At 69.2% G+C, this 23,044-nt stretch carries 24 protein-coding genes; 18 read left to right on the forward strand and 6 right to left on the reverse strand.

All coding sequences use genetic code 11. The annotated features are described in order from the left end of the window. Positions 1 to 11: 11 nt before the first annotated feature. The 4 genes from purU to ACZ7KI_RS02445 are packed head-to-tail and all read right to left on the reverse strand — an operon-like array spanning position 12 to position 2,884. Positions 12 to 896 (reverse strand): formyltetrahydrofolate deformylase, encoded by an 885-nt coding sequence (purU, locus tag ACZ7KI_RS02430; RefSeq protein ID WP_470271473.1) that lies wholly within the window; start codon positions 894 to 896, stop codon positions 12 to 14. Continuing rightward, entirely contained in the window at positions 874 to 1,533 is a 660-nt protein-coding gene (locus tag ACZ7KI_RS02435; RefSeq protein ID WP_470271474.1) for a DedA family protein, read from the reverse strand. The genes purU and ACZ7KI_RS02435 overlap by 23 nt, the downstream gene beginning before the upstream one ends. A 47-nt stretch (positions 1,534 to 1,580) precedes the next feature. Continuing rightward, a complete protein-coding gene (locus ACZ7KI_RS02440; protein WP_470271475.1) occupies positions 1,581 to 2,405 on the reverse strand; it encodes a class I SAM-dependent methyltransferase in 825 nt (274 codons plus the stop codon). Next, positions 2,387 to 2,884 carry a DUF2505 domain-containing protein gene (locus tag ACZ7KI_RS02445; RefSeq protein ID WP_470271476.1) on the reverse strand — a complete coding sequence of 166 codons (498 nt, stop codon included), beginning with the start codon at positions 2,882 to 2,884 and terminating at the stop codon, positions 2,387 to 2,389. The genes ACZ7KI_RS02440 and ACZ7KI_RS02445 overlap by 19 nt, the downstream gene beginning before the upstream one ends. 26 nt (positions 2,885 to 2,910) lie before the next feature. Between ACZ7KI_RS02445 and ACZ7KI_RS02450 the strand changes: the two genes are divergently transcribed. The 7 genes from ACZ7KI_RS02450 to ACZ7KI_RS02480 all read left to right on the forward strand — a co-directional run bounded on the left by ACZ7KI_RS02450 (position 2,911) and on the right by ACZ7KI_RS02480 (position 10,371). After that, the gene (locus tag ACZ7KI_RS02450) at positions 2,911 to 3,975 is read left to right on the forward strand and encodes a UDP-N-acetylmuramate dehydrogenase (RefSeq protein WP_470271477.1); all 1,065 of its coding nucleotides are present in this window, start codon (positions 2,911 to 2,913) and stop codon (positions 3,973 to 3,975) included. A 213-nt stretch (positions 3,976 to 4,188) separates the two neighbouring features. After that, complete coding sequence (locus ACZ7KI_RS02455; protein WP_470271478.1) at positions 4,189 to 5,367, forward strand: L,D-transpeptidase; 1,179 nt, start codon at positions 4,189 to 4,191, stop codon at positions 5,365 to 5,367. A 182-nt stretch (positions 5,368 to 5,549) separates the two neighbouring features. Continuing rightward, positions 5,550 to 6,362 (forward strand): alpha/beta fold hydrolase, encoded by an 813-nt coding sequence (locus ACZ7KI_RS02460; protein ID WP_470271479.1) that lies wholly within the window; start codon positions 5,550 to 5,552, stop codon positions 6,360 to 6,362. Between the two features lie 21 nt (positions 6,363 to 6,383). Further along, positions 6,384 to 7,688, forward strand: coding sequence for a D-inositol-3-phosphate glycosyltransferase (gene mshA / locus ACZ7KI_RS02465; RefSeq protein WP_470271480.1), 1,305 nt, complete (start codon positions 6,384 to 6,386; stop codon positions 7,686 to 7,688). After that, entirely contained in the window at positions 7,685 to 8,200 is a 516-nt protein-coding gene (locus tag ACZ7KI_RS02470) for a type III secretion system chaperone family protein (protein WP_470271481.1), read from the forward strand. The genes mshA and ACZ7KI_RS02470 overlap by 4 nt, the downstream gene beginning before the upstream one ends. A 67-nt stretch (positions 8,201 to 8,267) precedes the next feature. After that, on the forward strand, positions 8,268 to 9,188 hold the full coding sequence (locus tag ACZ7KI_RS02475) for a DUF4349 domain-containing protein (RefSeq protein ID WP_470271482.1): 921 nt from the start codon (positions 8,268 to 8,270) through the stop codon (positions 9,186 to 9,188). A gap of 433 nt (positions 9,189 to 9,621) precedes the next feature. Next, positions 9,622 to 10,371 carry a phosphoglyceromutase gene (locus ACZ7KI_RS02480; RefSeq protein WP_470271483.1) on the forward strand — a complete coding sequence of 250 codons (750 nt, stop codon included), beginning with the start codon at positions 9,622 to 9,624 and terminating at the stop codon, positions 10,369 to 10,371. An 83-nt stretch (positions 10,372 to 10,454) separates the two neighbouring features. Here the strand turns inward: ACZ7KI_RS02480 and ACZ7KI_RS02485 are convergent, their stop codons facing one another. After that, entirely contained in the window at positions 10,455 to 11,372 is a 918-nt protein-coding gene (locus ACZ7KI_RS02485) for a hypothetical protein (protein WP_470271484.1), read from the reverse strand. Further along, positions 11,369 to 12,016 carry a DNA-binding response regulator gene (locus ACZ7KI_RS02490; protein ID WP_470225427.1) on the reverse strand — a complete coding sequence of 216 codons (648 nt, stop codon included), beginning with the start codon at positions 12,014 to 12,016 and terminating at the stop codon, positions 11,369 to 11,371. The genes ACZ7KI_RS02485 and ACZ7KI_RS02490 overlap by 4 nt, the downstream gene beginning before the upstream one ends. A gap of 292 nt (positions 12,017 to 12,308) precedes the next feature. Between ACZ7KI_RS02490 and ACZ7KI_RS02495 the strand changes: the two genes are divergently transcribed. The 11 genes from ACZ7KI_RS02495 to ACZ7KI_RS02545 all read left to right on the forward strand — a co-directional run bounded on the left by ACZ7KI_RS02495 (position 12,309) and on the right by ACZ7KI_RS02545 (position 22,974). Further along, a complete protein-coding gene (locus tag ACZ7KI_RS02495; protein ID WP_470271485.1) occupies positions 12,309 to 13,541 on the forward strand; it encodes a sensor histidine kinase in 1,233 nt (410 codons plus the stop codon). Beyond that, complete coding sequence (locus ACZ7KI_RS02500) at positions 13,538 to 14,227, forward strand: response regulator transcription factor (protein WP_037319339.1); 690 nt, start codon at positions 13,538 to 13,540, stop codon at positions 14,225 to 14,227. Before ACZ7KI_RS02495 ends, ACZ7KI_RS02500 begins: the two co-directional genes overlap by 4 nt. An 83-nt stretch (positions 14,228 to 14,310) precedes the next feature. After that, a complete protein-coding gene (locus tag ACZ7KI_RS02505; RefSeq protein ID WP_465500653.1) occupies positions 14,311 to 15,300 on the forward strand; it encodes a Ppx/GppA family phosphatase in 990 nt (329 codons plus the stop codon). 105 nt (positions 15,301 to 15,405) lie between these two features. After that, complete coding sequence (locus ACZ7KI_RS02510; protein WP_470271486.1) at positions 15,406 to 16,998, forward strand: hypothetical protein; 1,593 nt, start codon at positions 15,406 to 15,408, stop codon at positions 16,996 to 16,998. Between the two features lie 22 nt (positions 16,999 to 17,020). Further along, positions 17,021 to 17,818, forward strand: coding sequence for a sugar phosphate isomerase/epimerase family protein (locus ACZ7KI_RS02515; RefSeq protein ID WP_470271487.1), 798 nt, complete (start codon positions 17,021 to 17,023; stop codon positions 17,816 to 17,818). 141 nt (positions 17,819 to 17,959) lie between these two features. Beyond that, entirely contained in the window at positions 17,960 to 18,790 is an 831-nt protein-coding gene (locus tag ACZ7KI_RS02520; protein WP_470271488.1) for a thioesterase family protein, read from the forward strand. Positions 18,791 to 18,891: 101 nt separating this feature from the next. After that, positions 18,892 to 19,707, forward strand: a complete 816-nt coding sequence (proC, locus tag ACZ7KI_RS02525; RefSeq protein WP_470271489.1) for a pyrroline-5-carboxylate reductase — start codon at positions 18,892 to 18,894, stop codon at positions 19,705 to 19,707. A gap of 363 nt (positions 19,708 to 20,070) precedes the next feature. Beyond that, complete coding sequence (locus ACZ7KI_RS02530) at positions 20,071 to 20,286, forward strand: helix-turn-helix domain-containing protein (protein ID WP_016330918.1); 216 nt, start codon at positions 20,071 to 20,073, stop codon at positions 20,284 to 20,286. Positions 20,287 to 20,431: 145 nt separating this feature from the next. After that, positions 20,432 to 20,533, forward strand: a complete 102-nt coding sequence (locus ACZ7KI_RS02535) for a 30S ribosomal protein bS22 (RefSeq protein ID WP_007030867.1) — start codon at positions 20,432 to 20,434, stop codon at positions 20,531 to 20,533. A gap of 288 nt (positions 20,534 to 20,821) precedes the next feature. Beyond that, positions 20,822 to 21,871 (forward strand): NAD-dependent epimerase/dehydratase family protein, encoded by a 1,050-nt coding sequence (locus ACZ7KI_RS02540; protein WP_470271490.1) that lies wholly within the window; start codon positions 20,822 to 20,824, stop codon positions 21,869 to 21,871. Next, positions 21,868 to 22,974, forward strand: coding sequence for a lysophospholipid acyltransferase family protein (locus tag ACZ7KI_RS02545; protein WP_470271491.1), 1,107 nt, complete (start codon positions 21,868 to 21,870; stop codon positions 22,972 to 22,974). The genes ACZ7KI_RS02540 and ACZ7KI_RS02545 overlap by 4 nt, the downstream gene beginning before the upstream one ends. Positions 22,975 to 23,044: the final 70 nt, after the last annotated feature.

Consider the following 23,044-nt stretch of genomic DNA (forward strand, 5'->3'; position numbering starts at 1 on the left):
CTAGTCAACCATTAGAAGACGACAGTCCGGTTCCCGTGCACCAGGACGCGGCCTTCCAGATGCCACCGCAGTCCCCGCGCCAGCGTCACCTTTTCGATGTCGCGGCCCTTGCGGACCAGGTCCTCGACCGAGTCGCCGTGGTCGACGCGGATGACGTCCTGGTCCACGATCGGGCCCGCGTCGAGGTCGGCGGTGACGTAGTGGCAGGTCGCGCCGATCAGCTTCACCCCGCGTGCGTGCGCCTGGTGGTACGGCCGCGCGCCGACGAACGACGGCAGGAAGCTGTGGTGGATGTTGAGCGCCCGCCCGGCCCAGGCTTCGCACAGTTCCGGGGGCAGGACCTGCATGAACCGGGCGAGGACGACGGCGTGCGGGTCGTGTTCGTCGACCAGTTTCCGCACCTCCGCGAAGGCCGGCGCCTTGGCTTCCGCGTCGCCGGCGGGGAACGGGACGTGGTGGAACGGGATGCCGTGGGCGCGGGTGATGTCGCCGAGCGACTCGTGGTTGCCGATGACCGCGGCGACGTCGACGTCCAGTTCGCCGGACGCGACGCGGCCGAGGAGGTCGTAGAGGCAGTGCCCGGCCTTGGAGACGAGGATCACGGCGCGGCGGCGCTCGCCGGTGTCGGTGACCTGCCAGCTCGACTCGGCTGAAAGCGACTCCGCGACGTCGGCGAAGCGCGAGCGCAGTTCCGCGGCGTCGAAGGGGAGCGAATCGGCGCGGACGACCTGGCGGGTGAAGAACCAGCCGGTGTCCGGGTCGGTGTGGTACGCGGCTTCGACGATCCAGCCGCCGTGCTCGGCGAGGAAACCCGAGATCCGGGCGATGATGCCGGTGCGGTCGGGGCAGCCGAAGGAGATCACGTAGCGGCGTTCAGGGTTTGACACGCACACCATTGTCGCTGGTCCCGGCCGCGGCGCGGCGCCGGGTCAAGATGCGGACGCGGACCCGGCGGCCGATCTCGATCGCCCCGACCAGCAGCAGGCCGAGTGCGAAGGACAGCAGAAGGCCCTTCTCCGGTTCGTCCGCGAAGGCCGCTCCGCCGACGAGGCCGATCAGGACGCTGTACACCGCCCAGACGCTCGCGCCGAGGGCGTCGAGCGGGACGAATTTGCGCGGCGGGTAGCCGAGGCTGCCGTTGGCGAGTCCACTCGCGACACGGCCGCCTGGCAGGTAGCGGGCGGCGAGGATCAGCAGGACGGCGTTGCGCCGCACCTGGATCTTCGCCCATTCGTAGCGCCGGATCCCGTCCGGACCGCGCTGCAGTCGGGCGAGTGCCCGGGGGCCCGCCGCGGCGCCGACGGTGTAGCCGAGGCAGTCGCCCAGCCAGGCCCCGAGCGCGGCGACCACGGCGAGCAGCACCAGTCGCGGCAGCTCCGGCCCGATCAGGACGGCGACCGTGATGACGGTCGTCTCACTCGGCATGAACGGCAGGAGCGCGTCCAACCCGGACACGAGGAACACGATCACCCACAGCCAGGGTGATCCCAGCGAGCCCCGAAGCAGTTCGGTGACGTACTCCAGCAGTTCCACGGTTCCATGGTGATCACCGCAGGTCGCGGCGGGATGACGGAGCGGGGTTATACCGGTGAATTCCCGCGAAGGTCCTGGTCGGGCGCGACCGAAGCCCACGGCACGGTGAGTTCGCCCAGCCGCCAGCGCGACGGGCGGCTCAGCACCGGCCAGCCGCGCGCGGTGAGCAGGTGCACGGTATGCGCCCAGCGGGCACGGACACCGAAGTTCTGATGCGGCGCGGCCGTCGCCCAGCAAATGTCCAGAGTGGACAGTAGTTCGTGGATGCGTTCACCGGGAACATTGCGGTGAATGAGGATCTTGGGTAGTCGTTCGGCCACTGTGGACGGACGTTCCAGGCTGGCGAGATGCACCGAAAGGGTCAGCGCGCGGGGACCGTCGTGCCCGACGGCGACCCAGGTACTCAGCCGCCCGATCTCGTCGCAGGTGCCTTCGACGAGCAGTCCGTCCGGCGCCATCGCGTCCAGCATCAGCGACCAGGCCCCGGCGACCTCGGCTTCGTCGTACTGCCGAAGCACGTTGAACGCGCGCACCAGCACCGGCCGGGTCCCGGCGAGTTCGAAGCCGCCGCGCCGGAAGTCCAGCCACGGCCGGTCGACACACGCCTGCGCCACGGCCACTCGTTCGGCGTCCAGTTCCAAACCCAGCACCCGGACGTCGCGGCGCACGGAGCGCAGCCAGCGCGCCATCTCCACCGTGGTCACCGGGGAGGCGCCGTAGCCGAGGTCCACCACCAGCGGTTCGTCCGCGCGGCGCAGCAGCCGGGTCACGCCGGCGTCGCTCGCGAGCCACCGGTCCACGCGGCGGAGCCGGTTGGGGTTGGTCGTCCCGCGTGTCGGTGCCCCGACCGGTTTCAGCGCTCGGCCAGCCACTTCGCGACGAATTCGGCCTCGCGCTCCAGCAGTTTGACGACCTGTTCGGCGATCACGCCCTCCAGCTTCCCGCCGACGAACGGGATCCGCACCTTGACCTCGCCGCTGTTGGCCAGCGTCGTCTGCCCGCCTTGGCCGGTCAGCGACGTCTTCGCGGTGATCTCGCCCGGCACACCGTGTACGGACGCCGTCGCGACGCCCGTGTACCCGTCGCCGTCGGCGCGCCAGGTCTGCTCGCGCTCGACGACGAGGTCGCCGCGGTGCAGGGTCCGGACGGCGGACGGGAGCTTGTCCGAGCTGATGCCCTGACGCAGCTTGTAGCGCACGCCGTCCCCGGTCGTGACGTACTCCAGCAGTTCCGCGTCGTCCCCGCCGATCTGCTCCAGCCTGGCCCGCAGCGCCGCCTCGCTCGACACCGCGTCCCACACGCTCGGGACGTCGGCGGAGAAGGCTGTGCGGTGCTCGATACGGGAGGCCATGGCGCCAGACAGTACCGTTCACGGGCGTGAGCACTGCTGAAACTCCCACCCAGCACGCCGCCCTCGCCGACCACACCACGCTGCGGCTCGGCGGCCCGGCGCGGCGCTACGCCGAGGCGACGACGGCACAAGCCCTGGTCGACGCGGTCCGCGAGGCCGACGACGCGGGTGAGCCGGTCCTGCTGCTCGGCGGCGGTTCGAACCTGGTCGTCGCCGACGAGGGCTTCGAGGGCGCGCTCCTGAAGGTCGGTAACACCGGCTGGACACGTGACGGAGCTCTCATCGAGGTCGCGGCCGGGCAGAACTGGGACGGTTTCGTCGAGGGCCTCGTCGCGGAAGGCGTCGGCGGACTCGAATGTCTCTCCGGGATCCCCGGCTCGGTCGGCGCGACGCCGATCCAGAACGTCGGCGCGTACGGCTGCGAGGTGGCCGAGTCGCTGGTCTCGGTCGACCTCTACGACCGCGCCGCGCGCGAGATCCGCACGCTGACCGCCGAAGAGCTCGGATTCGGCTACCGCACTTCGATCCTGAAGGGGACCGACGCGGGCGTCGTGCTCACGGTGCGCTTCAACGTCACCGAAGACGGCCTCTCGGCCCCGATCCGCTACGCCGAACTCGCTCGCACACTCGGCGTCGAGATCGGTGATCGCGTCCCCACTGCCGAAGCGCGCGAAGCGGTCCTCGAACTACGTCGCGGCAAGGGCATGGTCCTCGACGCGGACGACCACGACACCTGGAGCGCGGGCTCGTTCTTCACCAACCCGATCATCGGGGAGGCACAGGTCGCGAAGGTGCTGGCGGGGATCGTCGACGTCGTCGGCGAGGACGTGCGCGTGCCGCGATACCCGGCGCCCGGCGGCACGAAGCTGTCCGCGGCGTGGCTGATCGAACGGGCGGGGTTCGCGAAGGGACACGAAGGGCCGGGAGGACGCGTCTCGCTGTCGACGAAGCACACCCTCGCGCTCACGAACCGGGGGAAGGCGTCGACCGCCGACCTCCTTGCCCTGGCCCGCGAAGTACGCGACGGCGTCGAAGCTCGCTTCGGTGTTTCGCTGCACCCCGAGCCCCTGCTCATCAACTGCTCGCTCTAGTCCCTGTCGCATTTCGTCCTCTAAATGCGGTACTTGCACGCGCAAAGACCGCGTTTAGAGGACGAAATGCGGGTACTCGGAACAACCCGGTGACCTTCCCGCGCGTCTAGACCATGAGGGGCGAGGGTGAGTTCCGTCGCCGCGGGTAACGTCGGAGAGGTCTCCAGCGCTGAGCGGGTAGGTGCTCGCGTGGGGGTCAATGGGAGGTTCACGGTGATCGAACGGCGCACGGTGTTCAAGGCCGCGCTCGCCGCGGGTGCGGCCATGCTGGCCGCTGCCTGCTCCAGCGAAGAAGGCGGCAACGCCAAACCGCAGGGCAGTGGTGGCGAAGGAGAGACGTCCGCGCCGCCCGTCGCGAAGATCACCGCCGAACCCGCCGTCGACGCCAAGGACGCTTCCGTGGTGACCCCGGTCGTGGTGAAGGTCGCCGACGGCAAGCTCACCGAGGTCAAGGTCACCGGCGATGCCGGAAAGGACGTCAAGGGCGAGCTTTCCCCCGACGGCCTCACCTGGACGGCCTCCGAGGTCCTCGGCTACGGCAAGACGTACACCTACGCCGCCAAGGCCACCGGCAGCGACAACAAGACCGCCGAGCTCAAGGGCACGTTCACCACGGTCAAGCCTGCCAAGGAGGTGCGCGCCACGCTGAACCCGACCGACAACGCCGAGGTCGGCGTCGCGATGCCGATCAGCGTGAAGTTCGCGTCCGCGGTCAAGGACAAGGCGGCCGCCGAGAAGGCGCTCAAGGTGAAGACCGACAAGGACGTCGAGGGCTCCTGGGGCTGGCTGTCGGATACGCAGGTCGACTGGCGGCCCAAGGAGTACTGGCCAGCCAACATCACGGTCAGCGTCGAGGCCAAGCTCTACGGCGTCGCGCTCGGCGGCGGCGCGTACGGCAAGGCCGACGTCACGACCAAGTTCAAGATCGGCCGCAACCAGGTGGTCAAGATCAACACCCCGGACCACGTCATGAAGGTCTACCGCGGTGGGGCGGAGTCGGCGAGCTACCCCTGCTCGAACGGGCTCGATGGCGACGTCCAGCGCAACACCCCCAACGGCACGTTCATCGTGATGACGAAGGAGCCGACGGCGCGGTTCGACAACGCGCGCTACGGCTACACCAACGTCAACAAGAAGTGGTCCTGCCGGATCTCGAACAACGGCGAGTACATCCACGAGAACCAGGACAACGCGGCCAACATCGGCAAGGCCAACACCTCGCACGGCTGCGTGAACCTGCTCGAAGCGGACGCGAAGAAGTACTTCGACTCGGCGATGATCGGCGACCCGGTCGAGATCACCGGCTCGAAGCTGGGCAGCCCGACCAAGTCGGACGTCAAGAACTGGTTCTACGACTGGAAGTCCTGGAAGGCCCTCTCGGCCGTCAAGTAGCCGTCGGGCTCGTGAGTGAAGTACATGAAGGCCCCCTTTCGTCGCGCTAGGCGCAAGGAAGGGGGCCTTCCTTCATGGCACGGCCGCTACCGAACTCGCCCCGGTAGGTACCTAAAACGCTTTTGGCTCTGACCGCCATTGCCACTCACGACCTCCCCGGCGGAAGCCCATAAAGTGCTGGCATGAAAACCGAAGTGGTCGGCTACGGCGGGACGCGGATCGGCCTGTGGGTCGAGGGTGCCGAGAACACCCGTCCGATCGTGTTCGTGCACGGCTGGGCCCAGTCCGCCAAGGCCTGGGCGCCCCAGCTCGCCGATCCCGCGTTGTCCGAGCGGTTTCGCCTGGTCGCGATGGATCTGCGCGGGCACGGGGACTCCGAAGCCCCCTCGGCCGGCTACGACGACCCGCGGGTTTGGGCCGAAGACCTCGCCTCCGTACTCGACTTCGCCGGCGAAGACGCGATCGTCGTCGGCTGGTCCTACGGCGGCTTGGTGATCACGGACTACCTCCGCGTGCACGGTTCCGCACGGCTCAGCGGGGTCGTGCTTGTGGGCGCGATCACAGAAATCGGCAAGAATCGTCCGGGCGGGAAGGTCGGCCCCGCCATGCGCGAAGCCATTCCGGCGGTGCTGTCGGACGATCCGGCGGTCGCGATTCCCGCGTTGGTGCAGTTCAGTCAGCGGATGACCGCATCGCCGGTGTCGGGAACGCTGACCCAGTCCCTGCTCGGCACCAGTCTCGCGACGCCGCCCTCGGTGCGTTCCGCGCTGTTCCGGCGCGACGTCGGCAGCGAGGACGTTCTTCGCGATCTGGACAAACCGACACTGATCGTCCATGGTCTCGCGGACGCTGTGATCGATCCGACGTCCGCGGAGTACGCGGCCGGGAAGATTCAGGGTGCCGTCATGCGTTGGTTACCTGAGGTGGGGCATCTGCCGTTCGCCGAAGCGGCGGAGGAGTTCGGTGGCCTGCTGCGCGGGTTCGCCGATCAGTAGGACTTCAGGAGTGTTGACCAGGTGACGTTCCCTCTGCACGGGTTCGATGCCGCGCCAAGGCGCGTCGCGGTGCTGTCGTTGCACACCTCTCCGCTGGAACAGCCGGGTACCGGTGACGCCGGCGGGATGAACGTCTACGTGAGCCAGACGGCCACCGAGATGGCCCGCCGCGGCGTCGAGGTCGAGGTGTTCACGCGGGCCACGTCCTCGGACCAGCCACCGGTGGCCGAACTGGCGCCCGGCGTACTGGTGCGGCACATCCCGGCCGGCCCGTTCGAGCCGCTGGGCCGCGACGAGCTGACGGCGCAGCTGTGCGCCTTCACCGCCGGGGTGTTGCGGGCCGAAGCGTTCCACGAGCCCGGCTACTACGACCTCATCCATTCGCATTACTGGCTCTCCGGCCAGGCGGGCTGGCTCGCCCGCGACCGCTGGGGCGTGCCGCTGGTGCACACCGCGCACACCCTGGCCAAGGTCAAGAACGCCGCGCTGGCCGAAGGCGATACCCCCGAACCGCGCACCCGCGTGATCGGCGAGGAGCAGGTCGTCGCCGAGGCGGACTGCCTGGTCGCGAACACCCGCGTCGAGGCCCGCGAGCTGATCGAGCTGTACGACGCCGACCCGCACGCAGTGCACGCCATTCCGCCGGGGGTCGACCTCGACCGTTTCACGCCGGGTTCCCAGTCTGCCGCGCGCCGGGCACTGGGGTTGCCGCAGGACGCGATCGTGCTGGCCTTCGCGGGCCGGATCCAGCCGCTGAAGGCACCGGACGTCCTCCTGCTGGCCGCGGCCGAAATGCTGCGCGAGCGGCCGGAACTGGCGTCGCGGCTGGTCGTGCTGATCGTCGGCGGTCCGTCCGGGAACGGGCTGGAGCAGCCGCAGGCCCTGCGTGAACTGGCCGTCTCCCTCGGCATCGAGCGGCAGACCCGGTTCATGCCGCCGCAGCCGGGCGCGGCACTGGTCGACGTCTACCGCGCGGCCGACATCGTCGCGGTGCCGAGCTACAACGAGTCGTTCGGTCTCGTCGCCCTCGAGGCGCAGGCCTGTGGGACGCCGGTGATCGCGGCCGAGGTCGGCGGGCTGCCGGTCGCGGTCCCGCACGGCGTTTCCGGGCTGCTGGTGCCTTCGCATGATCCGAAGGACTGGGCAGGCGCGCTCGCGAACGTCGCTCTGCGGCCCGGCTGGCGTGCCGAACTCTCGGCCAACGCCGTCGTCCACGCGCAGCGCTTTTCCTGGCGCCGTACGACGGATCGGCTGCTCGACACGTACGCTCAAGCGACCGGCGCGTTCCGGCGTGCCCTCGAACAGCGCGCGGAGGTGGCGGTTTGACGCTCGACGAGACCTTGCAGTCCTCTTTGGACAACGCGGGCCTGAAGTACGACAAACGTGGCGAGGGAAAGTACTTCGTCACCTTGCCCGGTACCAAGAAACTGCAGACGAACTGCTGGCTGGTCGCCGGGGATCACGCCTTCGCCGTCGAAGCCTTCGTCTGCCGCCGCCCCGATGAGTCCCATGAGGACGTTTACCGTTTTCTGTTGCGGCGCAACGCGAAACTGTACGGCGTGCACTACACGGTGGACGCGATGGGCGACATCTACCTGGTCGGCCGGTTCGGCCTGGACACGGTGACCGAGTCCGAACTGGACAAGATCCTCGGGCAGGTGCTGGAGGCCGCCGACGGCGACTTCAACACGCTGCTGGAACTCGGGTTCGCCGAGTCGATCAAACGCGAATGGGACTGGCGGGTCTCGCGTGGCGAGTCGCTGGCGAACCTGCAGGCGTTCAAGCATCTCGTCGAGCCTTCGAACGGGCACGAACCAGGGGCCTTGACCGACTCGTGACCCGGATGGTGCAACGGCGCCGGGCTCCGCTCCGTCTCTCTCCGCAGCACTGGAGGGAGAAGGTTTGATGCACAAGCGATGGAGATGGGTCGCCGCCGCCGGGATCGTGCTGGCGCTCGCCGGCTGCTCGGCGAACGACTCCGGCGAGAAATCCGCCGCGCAGCCGATGTCGGCCGACGGCAGGGAGGCGGCCCCGAACCAGGGGGCGCCGAACAAGGAGAGTGGCGACAGCGCCGGAACGGCGGGCAAGGAGAAAGCGCCGGTGCCCGCCGGGCAGCCGGGAATCGCCGACCGCAAGCTGGTGCGCACGGCGAGCCTGGAGCTCACCGCGCCGAACGTGGGCGACGTGATCTCGCAGGTACGCGTCATCACGCAGGGCGCCGCCGGGTACACCGGGCAGGAAAGCACCCAGGAGAAGCGGGCGTCGGTCAACGTCGTCGTCCCCTCCGAGCGCCTCGACGGCGTGCTGGACCAGTTGGGGAAGCTGGGGAAGCAGGTCAGGCGTGAGGTCACCGCGACGGACGTGACCGAGCAGATGGTCGACGTCGATTCCCGGCTGGCCACCCAGCGGGCGAGTGTCGAGCGCATCCGCGCGCTGCTCGCGAAGGCGACTTCGGTTTCGGAGATCGCGTCGGTCGAGAGTGAGCTGACGAGCCGCGAAGCCGAACTCGAGTCGCTTCAGAAGCGTCGGGAAAGCCTCGCCGGAAGTGTCGCCATGTCGACAATCAGTCTACAGGTGAAGGCGGATACGGTCGCGGCGAAGGAGGAATCGAGCAGCGGGTTCTTCGGCGGACTGGCCGACGGCTGGGACGCGTTCCTGACCTTCGGCGGCGGCCTGCTGACCGTGCTCGGCGCGATGGCGCCGTTCCTGCTGGTCTTCGGGGTCCCCGCGGCCGCGCTGGTGTGGTGGCTGCGCAAACGGCGCCGCTCGGCGACACCCGCGATGGCGACGGCGTCGGATCTGCCGTCCGCGCCGCCGCTGGAATGAAAGAACTAGGCGGGACGGCTCGAGGGAGGGGGGAGTCGCGATCTCGAGCCGCCCCGCTGAAGTTCCCGCCGAGGTGGACCCGGTGACGAGGGGGATGCCAACGGGGCCGGCGGGCGCCGCGACTCGGCAGGGGGGAGACGAGTCGCGGTCGTCACCCGCGTCGGGCCGGGGAGTGCGTGGAATCCGGCCGCGCGGGACGTAGTCAACCTGTCAGATCTCCACCTGTAATCACAAGACTACCCGTTACTCCGTTAGAGTGAACTTCGCGAACTGGGATAACGGAGTGCAGACCGAAATTCGCGGATTCACGCTTGTTGGCAGCCCGTCTTCTGGACGAGTGAGGTGTTACTCGCGGGTAACGCACTCTCTGTAGAGGAACAGGCAATTCCAGCCCTCTGACCGGCGCTTCCGCTCGCTCTGGCAGGCTGGGTGCATGGCTGAGCTTGGGACTCTGGTGCTGCTGCGTCACGGGCAGAGCACGTGGAACGCCGAAAATCTGTTCACCGGCTGGGTGGACGTGCCGCTCTCGGAGCAGGGCGAGCAGGAGGCCCGGAAGGGCGGGCAGCTGCTCGCCGAATCCGGTCTGCTGCCGGACGTCGTGCACACCTCGCTGATGCGCCGGGCGATCTCCACCGCCAACCTGGCGCTCGACGCCGCCGACAGGCACTGGATCCCGGTGAAGCGCGACTGGCGCCTCAACGAGCGGCACTACGGCGCGCTTCAGGGCAAGAACAAGAAGCAGACCCTGGACGAGTTCGGCGAGGAGCAGTTCATGCTCTGGCGCCGTTCGTACGACACCCCGCCGCCCCCGATCGACCCGGCCGACGAGTTCAGCCAGGTCGGCGACGCGCGCTACGCCGACCTCGGCGACTCCGCGCCGCTCACCGAATGCCTCAAGGACGTCGTCGCGCGGCTGCTGCCGTACTGGGAGTCCGCGATCGTGCCGGATCTGCGCGCGGGCAAGACCGTTCTGGTCGCCGCGCACGGAAACTCGCTGCGGGCGCTGGTGAAGCACCTCGACGGCATCTCCGACGACGCCATCGCCGGGCTCAACATCCCGACCGGTATCCCGCTGCGCTACGACCTGACCGACGACCTCAAGCCGGTCACCGCCGGCGGGACCTACCTGGATCCGGAGGCCGCCAAGGAAGCCGCGGCCGCCGTCGCGAACCAGGGCCGCTGAACCTCGCGCCACACCGCCCGCGTTTCGTCCTCTAAATACGGTAGTTCGTACTACGGACCACCGCTTTTAGAGGACGAATTGCGTCAGGGGAGGGCCGCGACCATCTCGACGTTGGCGGCCTTCCAGCCTTCGGGGAGACGCTGCAGGCGCAGGACGATCGGCAGGTACTTCGGCTGGGTCGTGCCCTGGGCATCCGTGACATTCGTCGTCGCGAAGAGCAGCACGCTCGCCTTGTCGCCCACGAGCTCCATCACCGCCGCTATCGACTTCGGATCCATCGACGACTTCGTGCCCCCGCTCCGGATCCGGTCCATCTGAGCCGCTTTGCCCTGCTGGAACTGGGTCAGCAGCGGTCCGGTCGAGACGGACTCGTAGCGAGCGTAGGTGCCTTCAGGGTCGGCGGGATTCACGTTCAGCAGGACCTCCGCGATCCGCAGACCGCCGTCACGGGCGGAGTCCCGTGCCACCGCGATCGCGCGGTCGCCCGCGCCCGGCTTCTCGGGCGGCAGCTGGACCCGCGACGGGGTCACCTCGATCTTGTCGATCCGCCAGCGGTCGCCTTCACGCACCGTCCCGAGCAGCACCGACGCGATGCCCTTGCTGGTGGTGCCCGCCCTGGTGCTGGTCTGGTCCAGCACGGTCAGCACCCGCGCCTTGTCCGGCGTCTGCTCGACCGCGGCCGAGACGATCACCTTGGTCACCAGCTTGATCGGCTCCGCCGAGCGCAGAACCTCGGCGAACAGCTTCGCGATCTCGCCGCGCGCGCCCGGCGTGATGTTGTCCGCGATCGCCTTCTCGTAGGCGGGCACGGCCGTGCTGTCGTAGGAGAACGCCGCTTCGATGGCCGTCTTCACCGCTCCCAGCACCGAACCCGTCTGCGCCGGGTTGACGAGGGCGAAGTTCGCCGGTGGGCTCTCCGGCTCGGGTCGCGCGGCGCCGGAGACCGTGGTGGTGCAGCCCGCGAGCGCGAGCAGCACGGCGAGCCCCACCCAGCGCTTCACAGCAGGCCCAGTTCCCGCGCCCGCGCGTCCACCTGGAGCCGCGACGTCACGCCGAGCGCGACCAGCAGTTCCGACACACGCCGCTGATAGGTGCGCACGCCCATGCCGAGGCTCTTCGCCGCTTTGTCGTCCTTGCAGCCGGTGGTCAGGAACTCGAGGATCTGCGGTGCCTCCATCCGGATGTCGGCGAACCGCGCGTCGAACGTCTCCAGCGTGGCGGCCGCCCGCCAGGCGGTTTCGAACAGCGACAGGATGCCCTGCACCAGCTCCGGGCGCGAGATGACGCTGTAGGAGCGCACCGCCTTGCCCTCGTCGCCCGCCATGATCGCGACCCGCTCGTCGAGCAGGATCGTCTCGTTGATCTCCTCGGTGCCGATCCGGATCTGCGCGCCGAGGCCGGAGAGGCGGTGCAGGTGCTGCGCGGTCTGCTCGTTCAGCAGGACGCCGGGGCGGTACAGCTTGCGGATCCGCTTGTCGTGCACCAGCCGCTCGCCCTGCCTGGTGAGCGAGGGCCGGGAAAGCGCCCAGGTGTACAGGTCGTCGGCCGCGCACGCGATGTCGGTCGCCGCGACGAACAGATGAGCCGTCCGGTCGAACAGCTCTTCTTCTCCACGGATCAGGGAGATGTCACTGACGAGTTCCACGGCGACAGTCTCCCAACATTCAGAATGACTTGTGATGGGAACGTCGCTATTTCCCCGTGGACGGGACAGGGGGTGCCGGGATAGTCGCGACGAAAGTAGGAATCCGGGCACCGGCGGCCCACGCCGTCCCCGCTTCGGGTGACCCGCCTCACCCAGGAGATCTCGGCGAGGGCTCGGCCACGTGAACGGGGTCTGACCTGCAGGCGAACAGGGTGCCGCCAGGTGTCATAGGCATCACGAGTACGGATCCAGGACTAGGCCAAAAGGCTACCCGGACGCTTACGATCCCCTTGTGACCACGCCTGTTGCCCTCGCCCTTGCCGTCGGCGGACTGATCGTCGGTGTGGTTTTCGGCTTCCTGATCGCGAGGGGCCGTGCCCGCCGCGAGGAACGCCGCCCGACCGGGCCGACCGTCGCCGAACTACTCGAACGGCTCGTGCGTTCCAGCAACAACGGGGTCGTCGTGCTCAACAAGTTCGGCGACATGGTCCTGCACAACCCTCGCGCCTACGAGCTGGGCCTGGTGAAGGTCAACCAGGCCGACCCGCGGGCCCGCAAGGCCGCCGAGCAGGTGACCGAGACCGACGAGCCGGTGGAGATCGACCTGTCGCCGCTGGAGGCGAGGGGACGCCAGCCCGAAGCCGTCCTCGGCGAGGTCCGTCCGCTCGGCGACGGATTCACCGTGGTCGAAGCCGTTGACCACTCCGAGGCGGCCCGCCTCGAAGCCGTCCGGCGGGACTTCGTCGCGAACGTCAGCCATGAACTGAAGACGCCGGTCGGCGCGATCGCGCTGCTCACCGAGGCCGTCCTCGACGCCGCGGACGACGAGGAGGAGGTCCGCCGGTTCGGCGGCAAGATCCTCCGCGAGTCGACCCGGCTCGGCCAGCTCGTCACGGAGCTGATCGCGCTTTCGCGGCTGCAGGGCGCCGAGCGGCTGCCCGACCTGAACGTGGTCGAGGTCGACGCCGTCGTCCGCGAGGCGCTCGGCCGGACCACGCTCTCGGCCGAATCCGCCCAGATCACCATCACCACCGACGCGGCGAGCGGGCTCCTCATCGAGGGCGACCGGACGCTGATGGTCACCGCGTTGTCGAACCTGCTGGAGAACGCGGTCGCCTACTCGCAGCCGGGCAGCCCGGTGTCGATCAGCAGGCGGCTGGTCGACGGCAAGGTCGAGATCGCGGTGACCGACCGCGGCATCGGCATCGCCGAGGACGAGCAGCAGCGCGTCTTCGAGCGGTTCTACCGCGCGGACAAGGCGCGGTCGCGGGCCACCGGCGGGACCGGGCTCGGCCTGGCGATCGTCAAGCACGTCGCGGCCAACCACGGCGGTTCGGTCGGCCTGTGGAGCCGCCCCGGCACCGGATCGACGTTCACCCTGCGGATCCCCGCGCATATCGGTGCCGAACCGGCGGCGGCCGCCAAACAGACTCCGCCGGCATCCCGGCCGGAGAAGACCCCCGAGCGGACACCCCGTCTCGTGGCAACAGGGCAAGAAAGCCCCGACCATGGAGGAAACCTGTGACGAGGGTTCTCATCGTCGAGGACGAAGAGTCGTTCGCCGACCCGCTCGCGTTCTTGCTGCGCAAGGAGGGCTTCACCGCCGCCGTGGCCGGAACGGGACAGCAGGCGCTCGAGGAATTCGACCGCAACGGCGCCGACATCGTCCTGCTCGATCTCATGCTCCCCGGAATGAGCGGAACGGACGTCTGCAAGCAGCTCCGGCAGCGCTCCGCCGTCCCGGTGATCATGGTGACCGCGCGGGACAGCGAGATCGACAAGGTCGTCGGGCTGGAACTCGGCGCCGACGACTACGTCACCAAGCCGTACTCGGCCCGCGAGCTCATCGCGCGGGTGCGGGCGGTGCTGCGCCGCGGCGGTGAGCCCGGCGCCGAAGGCGAGCTGGCGCCGCTGGTGCTGTCCGCCGGGCCGGTGCGGATGGACGTCGAGCGGCACGTGGTGACCGTCGACGGCCAGGAGGTGTCCCTGCCGCTCAAGGAGTTCGACCTGCTCGAGTACCTGCTGCGCAACGTGGGCCGCGTGCTCACCCGCGGGCAGCTGATCGACCGGGTGTGGGGTGCGGACTACGTCGGTGACACCAAGACGCTCGACGTCCACGTGAAGCGGCTGCGGTCCAAGATCGAACCGGATCCGGGTTCGCCCCGGCACCTGGTCACGGTCCGCGGCCTTGGCTACAAGTTCGAAACCTGATCGGCGCTGGTACCCGCCCGCTGCGATACAGATCACGGTTACGGTTTCGTGACCTGACGGGCGGGCGGGTACCGTAGACGCTCGTGCGCCTAGGGGTACTCGACGTCGGTTCCAACACCGTCCACCTACTCGTGGTCGACGCCCATCGTGGCGCCCACCCGACCCCGATGCATTCCGAAAAGGCCGTCCTCCGGCTCGCCGAGCAGATCACCCGCAACGGCGACCTGAGCCGCGCGGGCGCGGACAGCCTCGTGCGGGCGGTCGAATCGGCGAAGGCGGCGGCCCTGCGGCTCGGCTGCGAAGAGGTCATGGCGTTCGCGACCTCCGCGGTCCGCGAGGCCAAGAACGCCCCCAAGGTGCTGGCGAAGGTCCAAGAGCAGACCGGCGTCGAGTTGAAGGTGCTCTCCGGGGTCGACGAGTCCCGGCTCACCTTCCTCGCCGTCCGCCGGTGGTTCGGCTGGTCGGCGGGCAAGCTGCTGGTCCTCGACATCGGCGGCGGCTCGCTCGAGGTCGCGATGGGCCGCGACGAGGAGCCCGAGCTGGCCGAGTCACTCCCGTTGGGCGCGGGCCGGACCACCCGGACGAGGTTCCGGAACGATCCGCCGTCCCGCTCGGAACTCATCGCGACTTCGGCCTGGCTCGAAGAACAGCTCGGCACGCTCGCGAAGAAGGTCGCCAAATTGGGTGAACCCGATCGTGTCGTGGCGACGTCGAAGACGTTCCGGTCACTCGCTCGGCTGACCGGAGCGGCGCCGTCGGCCAGCGGGCCGCATGTGCGCCGTACCCTGACCGACACCGCGTTGCGCCAGCTCATCGCGTTCATCTCCCGGATGACCGCCCATGACCTGGCACAACTCGAGGGGGTCAGCGCGAGCAGGTCGCATCAGCTGGTGGCGGGCGCGCTCGTCGCGCAAGCCACCATGCGGGCGCTTTCACTGGAAGAACTGGAGATCTGCCCGTGGGCGCTGCGAGAAGGTGTCATCCTGCGGCGGCTGGACCATTCGAATGGTGCGGACGAGACTGGGGGCGGCAGCGCCCGACTGGACTTCGTCGAAGGAGAACGGGCACGGTGAAGAGGTGACGGAAATGCGGATGACGGCCACTAGCGCGCGCGACGCCGCCGATGCCCCGTCGCGAGCCGGTTCGCAACGGCTGGAGCGCGCATTGGACAGCACGGTATGACGGACGAGACAGAGAGCGGCCCGCCGCAGAAGACCGTGGCGGAGCTGCTCGCGCAGCACGGAGCCCAGCCCGAAGGCGGGCGCCGCAGGCGACGCCGCGCGGCCGACGACGAGGACGAGGCTCCCGAGCCGACGCGCGGCCGCCGTGCGCCGTCGGTGAGCGACACCGCGCCGCAGGCGATCATCGACCGGGTCTCCGGCGACACCCCGCCGCCGCCCTCGCGCCCGCCGCGTCGCGGCCGCCCGCAGGCGCCGCCGCAGCAGGACTCCGCGCCGCTGCCGGTGCCGCCGGACGTCGCGTCGACACCGACCCGCCAGACACCGCCGGTGCGCCCGCCGAAGCCGGTCCAGCCCCCGCAGGAGTCCGGGCAGTTCGCCCGTCCGGTCCCGCCGAAGCCGGGCCAGCCTCCGCAGGAGTCCGGCCAGTTCGTCCGACCGGCCCCGCCGCAGGAACAGAGCGGCTACCAGCAGCGGCCACCCCAGCAGTCCGGCCAGTTCGCGCGCCCGGCCCCGCCCCAGGAGTCGAGCGGCTATCAGCGGATGCCCGATTCCAACGGCCTGCCCCCGCGCGGCCGTCCGCGGCCGCCCGGCCCGGACGAGACCCGCGGCGCGGTACCGCCGGTCCGCCGCCGCCCGGAGCCGCCTGCCGGTCCGCCGTCCGCCGGTCTCTCGGCGAGACTCGACGGTGGGGCGGACTCGGGCGTCGACGAGGACCAGGACCAGCCCGGCCCGATGGCCAGCGGCGCGTTCGCGACCCCGCCCGCCCAGCCGGCGCGGCGCCGTCGTCCGCCCGCCCGCCCGGTCCAGCCCAAGGCCGAGCCGAGCACCGAGCAGTTCGCCGCGGTGGGTGACGAGGCCGCTCCCGAAGCCAAGGCGCCCGCGCCCGTCGAGCCGGAGGTGCCTGCCGGGCTGGCAGGCTGGCGCAAACGACGCCAGAAGGTGCAGTCCGAGGACACCGAGATCGGCGGGATCCCGCCGGTGCCGCCCCCGGCGGCCGCCGCGCCCGTCGAACCGCAGGCGGATCCCGAACCGGATCCGTTCGACGGCGGCCCCCCGACCATGGGTGCCGCTCATCCGGCACCGATGCCGTTCGTGCCGCCGCATTCGCTCGACGAACGCGACCGGCAACAGGACGACCTCGACGAGTACGAGCGCGACTTCGCCGACCCGGCCTACCCCGACAGCGGTCCGGACTTCGACCGCGAGGAGTACGGCTTCGGCCGGACGGCGGACGGCTACCGGTCCGACGACTACGAGGACGACTACGAGGACGACCAGGACGCGGACGTCGTCGAAGGGGACGAGCCCGAGTACGCCGAGAACGCGTCGCCGGGCAAGCAGTGGCTGGCCTTGGCCGGCCAGCTCGCCCTCGGCGTCGTCGGCGGTGCCGGCGTCTGGCTGGGCTTCAACTGGCTGTGGGTGAACATCCCCGCCGCCGCGCTGGTCGCCGCGTTGCTGGTGATCGTCGCGCTGGTGTGGATCGTCCGGAAGATCCGCAAGGCGGACGACCTGCAGACCCTGGTGCTCGCGGTCCTGGTCGGACTGGTGGTGACGGTCTCACCGGCCGCACTCCTCCTCGTCGCCCGTTAGCGGCCTCGGGGAGGATGCCGGAATGGCAGTTCCTGTTCCGGTGGGGATCTCGACCGCTTCCGTCTGGCCGTTGCGGGCGGGAGCGGCCTTCGAGATGGCCGCCGACCTCGGCTACGACGGCGTCGAGGTGATGGTCTGGGCCGACCCGGTCAGCCAGGACGTCACCGCGCTGCGCCGGTGGTCGCGCCGCACCGGGGTGCCGGTGCTGTCGATCCACTCGCCGTCGCTGCTGATCACCCAGCGCGTGTGGTCGCCGGATCCCGAAGTCCGCCTGCGGATGTCCGTGGACGCGGCGCTGGAACTGGGCGCGCGCACGGTCGTGGTGCATCCGCCGTTCCGGTGGCAGCGGCGCTACGGCGACGCGTTCGGTGACCTCGTCGACGAACTCGAAGAGGAAAGCGGTATCGAGATCGCGGTCGAGAACATGTTCAAGGTCCGCCCGCCCGGCGGCTCGCGGACCGCGCGCGTGTCGGCCTTCCGGCCGTCGATCGACCCTACGGACGTAGGGTTTCGCCACTACACGCTCGACCTGTCGCATACGGCGGCGGCGGGAATGGACGCCCTCGCGCTCGCCGAACGGATGGGTTCCGGGCTCACGCACGTCCATCTGGCGGACGGCACGGGCCTCCCGAAGGACGAGCACCTGGTGCCCGGACGCGGGATCGAACCCTGCGCCGAACTCCTCGAAAAGCTCGTGAACAGCGATTTCGCCGGACAGATCGTGCTGGAGATCAACACCCGCCGGTCACCGAACGCGGCACAGCGGTCGAGGGACCTCGCGGAGTCACTCCTGTTCGCGAGGTTCCACCTCGGCCAGTGACAAAGATCGTCTCCAGGTGCGGAGATTCATTCCTGTCTGCACTCCAGGCGCTGGTACACGTAAAGTTCCGACCGTGAACCAGCTGCGCTTGTTGATCTCCCGCACCCCGACGGATCGGCTCGTGGCCTTGGTCAGTTCTCGGTGAGCGCGGCCGACGACACGGTCACCTCCTTCGACGCGGCATGCGCGACGCGATCACTGGGTGACGGCACGTTCACCGCGGTACTGCGCACGGAATGGTCGATCGGCGGACATCCGCACGGCGGCTTCCTGATGGCACTGATGGCGCGGACCGCCCTCGCGCACCTGCACGAACGCGGCGAACCGCCGTCCGAGCCGCTGGCGATCAGCGCGGAGTTCCTGCACCCGCCGGCGGTGGGGCCGGTGCTGCTGCGGATGGACGTCCGGAAGGTCGGAAGGCGCGCCTCGGTCGTCGCGGTCCTGCTGGAGCAGCGGGGCCGCAGTTGCGTCGAGGCCAGGGTGACCACCGGACGGCTGCCGATGCGGCGGCCGGAGTGGACCGACGTCCCGGCCATGCCCGCCGAGCCGCCGCCCGGCGCGGTGCCCGTCACCGGTGAGACCTCCGAAGGCATGTTCAACCTGGCGAAGGGGTGCGACGTCCGGCTGGATCCGGCGAGTGTCGGCTACCTGCACGGCCGGATCGGCGACCCGCCGAAGATGCGGCTGTGGGTCCGGCCGCGGCACGGCCTGCCGGATCCGTTCTTCGCCCTGCTCGCGGGGGACGTGAACCCGCCGGTGGTCTACAACCTCGGCCGCGTCGGCTGGGCGCCGACCGTGCAGCTGACCGCGTTGCTGCGCACGCGTCCGGCGCCGGGCTGGCTGCGGGTGATCGTGCAGGCCCAGTCGGTGCACGAGGCCTGGTTCGACTCGGACGCCATGGTGGTGGACTCGCAGGGCAGGCTGGTCTGTCAGGCGCGTCAGCTGGCGCTCGCCCCGGCGCCCGGCGGCTGACGGCGGTTTGGCACGCTGAACCGCATGAGCGAGCCTGCGAGCGAATCATTGACACAGTGCCCGCTCATGCGACGCGAAGTGACCCAATACGGGGAGAAGGCATGAGTGTGATCGCGGTTCTCGGTGCCGGGAAGATCGGAGAGGCCCTGCTCTCGGGCCTGCTGCACGGCGGGCACAGCCCCGATGACCTGCTGTTCACCGAGCGCTACCCGGCCCGCGCGGCCGAGCTGACCGAGCGCTACGGCGTCCAAGGGGTCACCGTCGCCGACGCCGCGCGCCGGGCGGACATCCTGGTCGTCGCGGTCAAACCGCAGGACATCGACCCGGTGCTGGCCGATCTCGCGCCGTTGCTCGGCAAGGAGTCGCTGGTGGTCTCGCTGTGCGCGGGCCTGCCGACCGCCCTGTACGAGCGCAGGCTGGCCGAGGGCGTCCCCGTGGTGCGGGTCATGCCGAACACCCCGATGCTCGTCGGCGAGGCCATGAGCGCGGTCTCAGCGGGTGCGCACGCGACCGCCGAGCACATCGCGGTGGTGAAGGACCTGCTTTCGCACGTCGGGCAAGTCGTGGAGGTGCCGGAGTCGCAGCAGGACGCCGTCACGGCCCTGTCCGGCTCCGGACCGGCGTACTTCTTCTACCTGGTCGAGGCCATGATCGACGCCGGGATCCTGCTCGGCCTGCCGCGCGCGCTCGCCGGGCAGCTGATCATCCAGTCGGCGGTCGGGGCGGCCAAGATGCTCGCGGAGTCCGACGAACACCCGGTGCTGCTGCGCGAAGCCGTCACTTCGCCCGCCGGAACGACCATCAACGCGATCCGCGAACTGGAGAAGCACGGCGTCCGCGCTGCCCTCCTGGCCGCCATCGAGGCCGCGAAGGACCGCTCGACCGAACTCGGCGCCGCCCACGACCCCCGCGTTTAGTCCTCTAAACGCGAGGCCGTACGCGGCTCCGGGTGAGTCGGCTGTGGCGTCGGCAAGACCAAAGTTGCCCCGACCGAGGCTGAGGCGACCGAGGCTGACCCGACCGAGGTCTTTTGATCCCTTGAAGTCGCGCCTTTAGGCCGATAGGCCCCGCTATCGCGATGGCAGGGCGCCATCCAGCCTAACCGCGACTTCACTACGTAGTCGCGCCCTGGCAGCGCGATCACGGTCGCGCGATAATTCATACAGTCTCGCGTCGCTTTAGTCCCACCAGTCCCGCTACTCTCAGGAGAGCACGTGCGTGTCGATACCACAGGTGGGGAAGCCTCGTGGCGCGACACGTGTCGAAGGACACGGTGAATCATGCCGCCGAACAAGAAGGATGATCTGCCCTCGGTGGGCCAGGTCCAGTTTCTGACGGTCGCCGAGGTGGCCACGCTGATGCGGGTCTCCAAGATGACCGTCTACCGCCTAGTTCACTCGGGCGAGTTGCCCGCGGTGCGCGTGGGGAAGTCGTTCAGAGTGCCCGAAAAGGCCGTTCACGAATATCTGCAGGGCGCGTACTTCGACGTGGGCTGAGGCTCGCTTCGCGGAGCACAACGTGCCCGCCGGAGGGTGTCTTCCGGGGCGCGGGTACCCTGGAAGACCGCTCGTGCCTGTGCGCTCCACCCGTTGGACGCTGCGCCGGGCAGCGTGACCGACGACGAAGGAAGGAGCGCTCTCGATGGGCTCTGTGATCAAGAAGCGCCGTAAGCGCATGTCGAAGAAGAAGCACCGCAAGTTGCTGCGCCGGACGCGCGTTCAGCGTAGGAAGGCCGGCAAGTAAGACACAGCCGGTGAGTGGCCCGTCCAGTTTCTGGACGGGCCACTCCCATTTAGTGGGCGCCGTCCACCCATTCGAGTGAGACGTGCATCCTCTCTGCGAGCGCCTGGTTAATAGCATGTAAGCGCTGCATCGACTACCCCTAATGAGCGGTAACATCTCAAGGGCAGCCGCGCGATGCTTCCAGTGAGTGCAGGTACGCGCACACTCGGTGGATCAAGTACGTGCTCAAGGTCATCAGGACCCCGTGATCGAAGTCCGAGAAACCGCCTGAAAGCCGCAGGGAGTCCTATGCCGTCGAACATCGTGCTCGTGACCGGGGTCGGGGGAGACCTTGGCGGGAAACTGCTCGCCAGACTCGGCAACAATCCGGAGTTCGAGCGGGTGATCGGCGTGGACACCACGCCACCGCAGAAGTCGGTGCTGCAGCGGATGGGCCACGCCGAATACGTCCGCGCCGACATTCGCAACCCGCTGATCGCCAAGGTGATCAGCACGGCCAAGGTCGACACCGTCGTGCACGCGTCGTGCACCGCGCATCCGGCCGGGCCCGCTCGCCGTACGGCGATCAAAGAGGTCAACGTCATCGGCACGATGCGGCTGCTGGCGGCCTGCCAGCGCTCGCCGCTCGTGCGCAAGCTCGTGGTGAAGTCGACGGCCGCGGTCTACGGCGCCGGAGCGCGTTCGCAGGCCGTCTTCACCGAGGATTCCGAGCTCATCCCCACCTCGACCAGCGGATACGCCAAGGACGCCGTCGAGATGGAGGGGTACGTGCGCGGGCTCATGCGCCGCCGTCCCGACATCACGACGACGCTGTTCCGGTTCGCCAACATCATCAGCCCGGAAATCGACACCGTGCTCTCGCGCTACTTCGCGCTGCCGGTCGTCCCGACCGTTTTCGGCTACGACGCGCGGATCCAGCTGCTGCACGCCTCGGATGCCCTTGCCGTCTTCGAGCGGGCGACGCTGGAAGACAAGCCAGGCGTGTTCAATGTCGGCTCGGAAGGGGTACTCACCCTGTCTCAGGCGATCCGGCGAGCCGGCCGGGTGGGGCTGCCGATGCCCAGCGGTGTCGTGCCGTCGATCGGGAAGGTCCTGCGCGGTGCCCGCGTGGTCGACTTCTCCGCCGACCAGGTCCGGCTGCTGAACTTCGGCCGCGTCGTGGACATCACGAAGCTCAAGAAGGACTTCGGCTACATCCCGCGCTGGACGACGCGTGAGGCGTTCGACGACTACATCACCGGCCGCGGGCTCAGGCCCGTGGTGGACGGTGGCAGGCTCGCCGGGCTCGCGGGCAAGGTACTGGTGGCCGCGGCGACCGGGCAGGCGGCGAACCGGTGAGCAGGCCTTACGGACACACCCCCGAAAACTCTCACGAAGGCGAGGCGGAAAACGTGAGCGGCGCTGAAGCGCAGGTCATCCCGTTGCACGGCCCCGGCAGAGAGAAGCCGGACCCGGCCGCTCAGGCGGATCGGGATCTTCGCGAGTCCGAAGAGGCGCAAGAACATCTGAAGCAGCAGGAACGCAGGGCGGACGCGCCCGTCGTGGAGTTCCCCGGCTCGGTGCGGGTCCCACCCGCCACGACCCAGCCCGCGGATTCGGATCTGCTCCCGGAGTCGCTCAAAAAGGCACTGGGGTTCCTGCGGGGCAGGCTGACCGGTGACTACACCGTCGACGAGTTCGGCTTCGACGCCGAACTCACCGAAACACTGCTGATGCCGCCACTGCGCGCGCTGTACGAGAAGTGGTTCCGCGTCGACACGTTCGGCGTCGAGAACCTGCCGCCCGACGGCGGCGCGCTGCTGGTGTCGAACCACTCGGGCACGTTGCCGCTCGACGCGTTGATGACCGCCGTCGCCGTGCACGACCACGCCCCCGGCGGCAGGCATTTGCGCGGCCTCGGCGCGGATCTGGTGTTCCAGGTGCCGTTGATCGGCTCCTTCGCGCGCAAGTCCGGGCAGACCCTCGCCTGCAACGCCGACGCGGAACGCTTGCTGCGCAAGGGAGAACTCGTCGGCGTCTGGCCGGAAGGGTTCAAGGGCATCGGGAAACCGTTCTCGTCGCGGTACAAACTGCAGCGCTTCGGCCGTGGCGGTTTCGTTTCCGCGGCGCTGCGGGCCGGGGTGCCGATCGTTCCCGTGTCGGTCGTCGGCGCGGAGGAGATCTACCCGAAGGTGGGCGACATCAAGCTGCTCGCCCGGCTTCTCGGCCTGCCGTACTTCCCGGTGACGCCGTTCTTCCCGTTGCTCGGCCCGCTCGGCGCGATCCCGCTGCCGACGAAGTGGAGCATCGAGTTCGGCGAGCCCATCCGTACGGACACCTACGACGCGGACGCCGTCGACGACCCGATGCTGGTGTTCACGCTGACCGACCAGGTGCGGGAGTCGATCCAGCAGTCGCTGTACAAACGTCTTTCGCAGCGGAAGAGCGTCTTCAAAGGCTGACCACCCGACGCGTTTAGTCCTCTGGATGCGGTAGTTGCGTGGGCAACGACCGCATCCAGAGGACTAAACG

This window comes from Amycolatopsis sp. NPDC039088 (assembly GCF_055598845.1).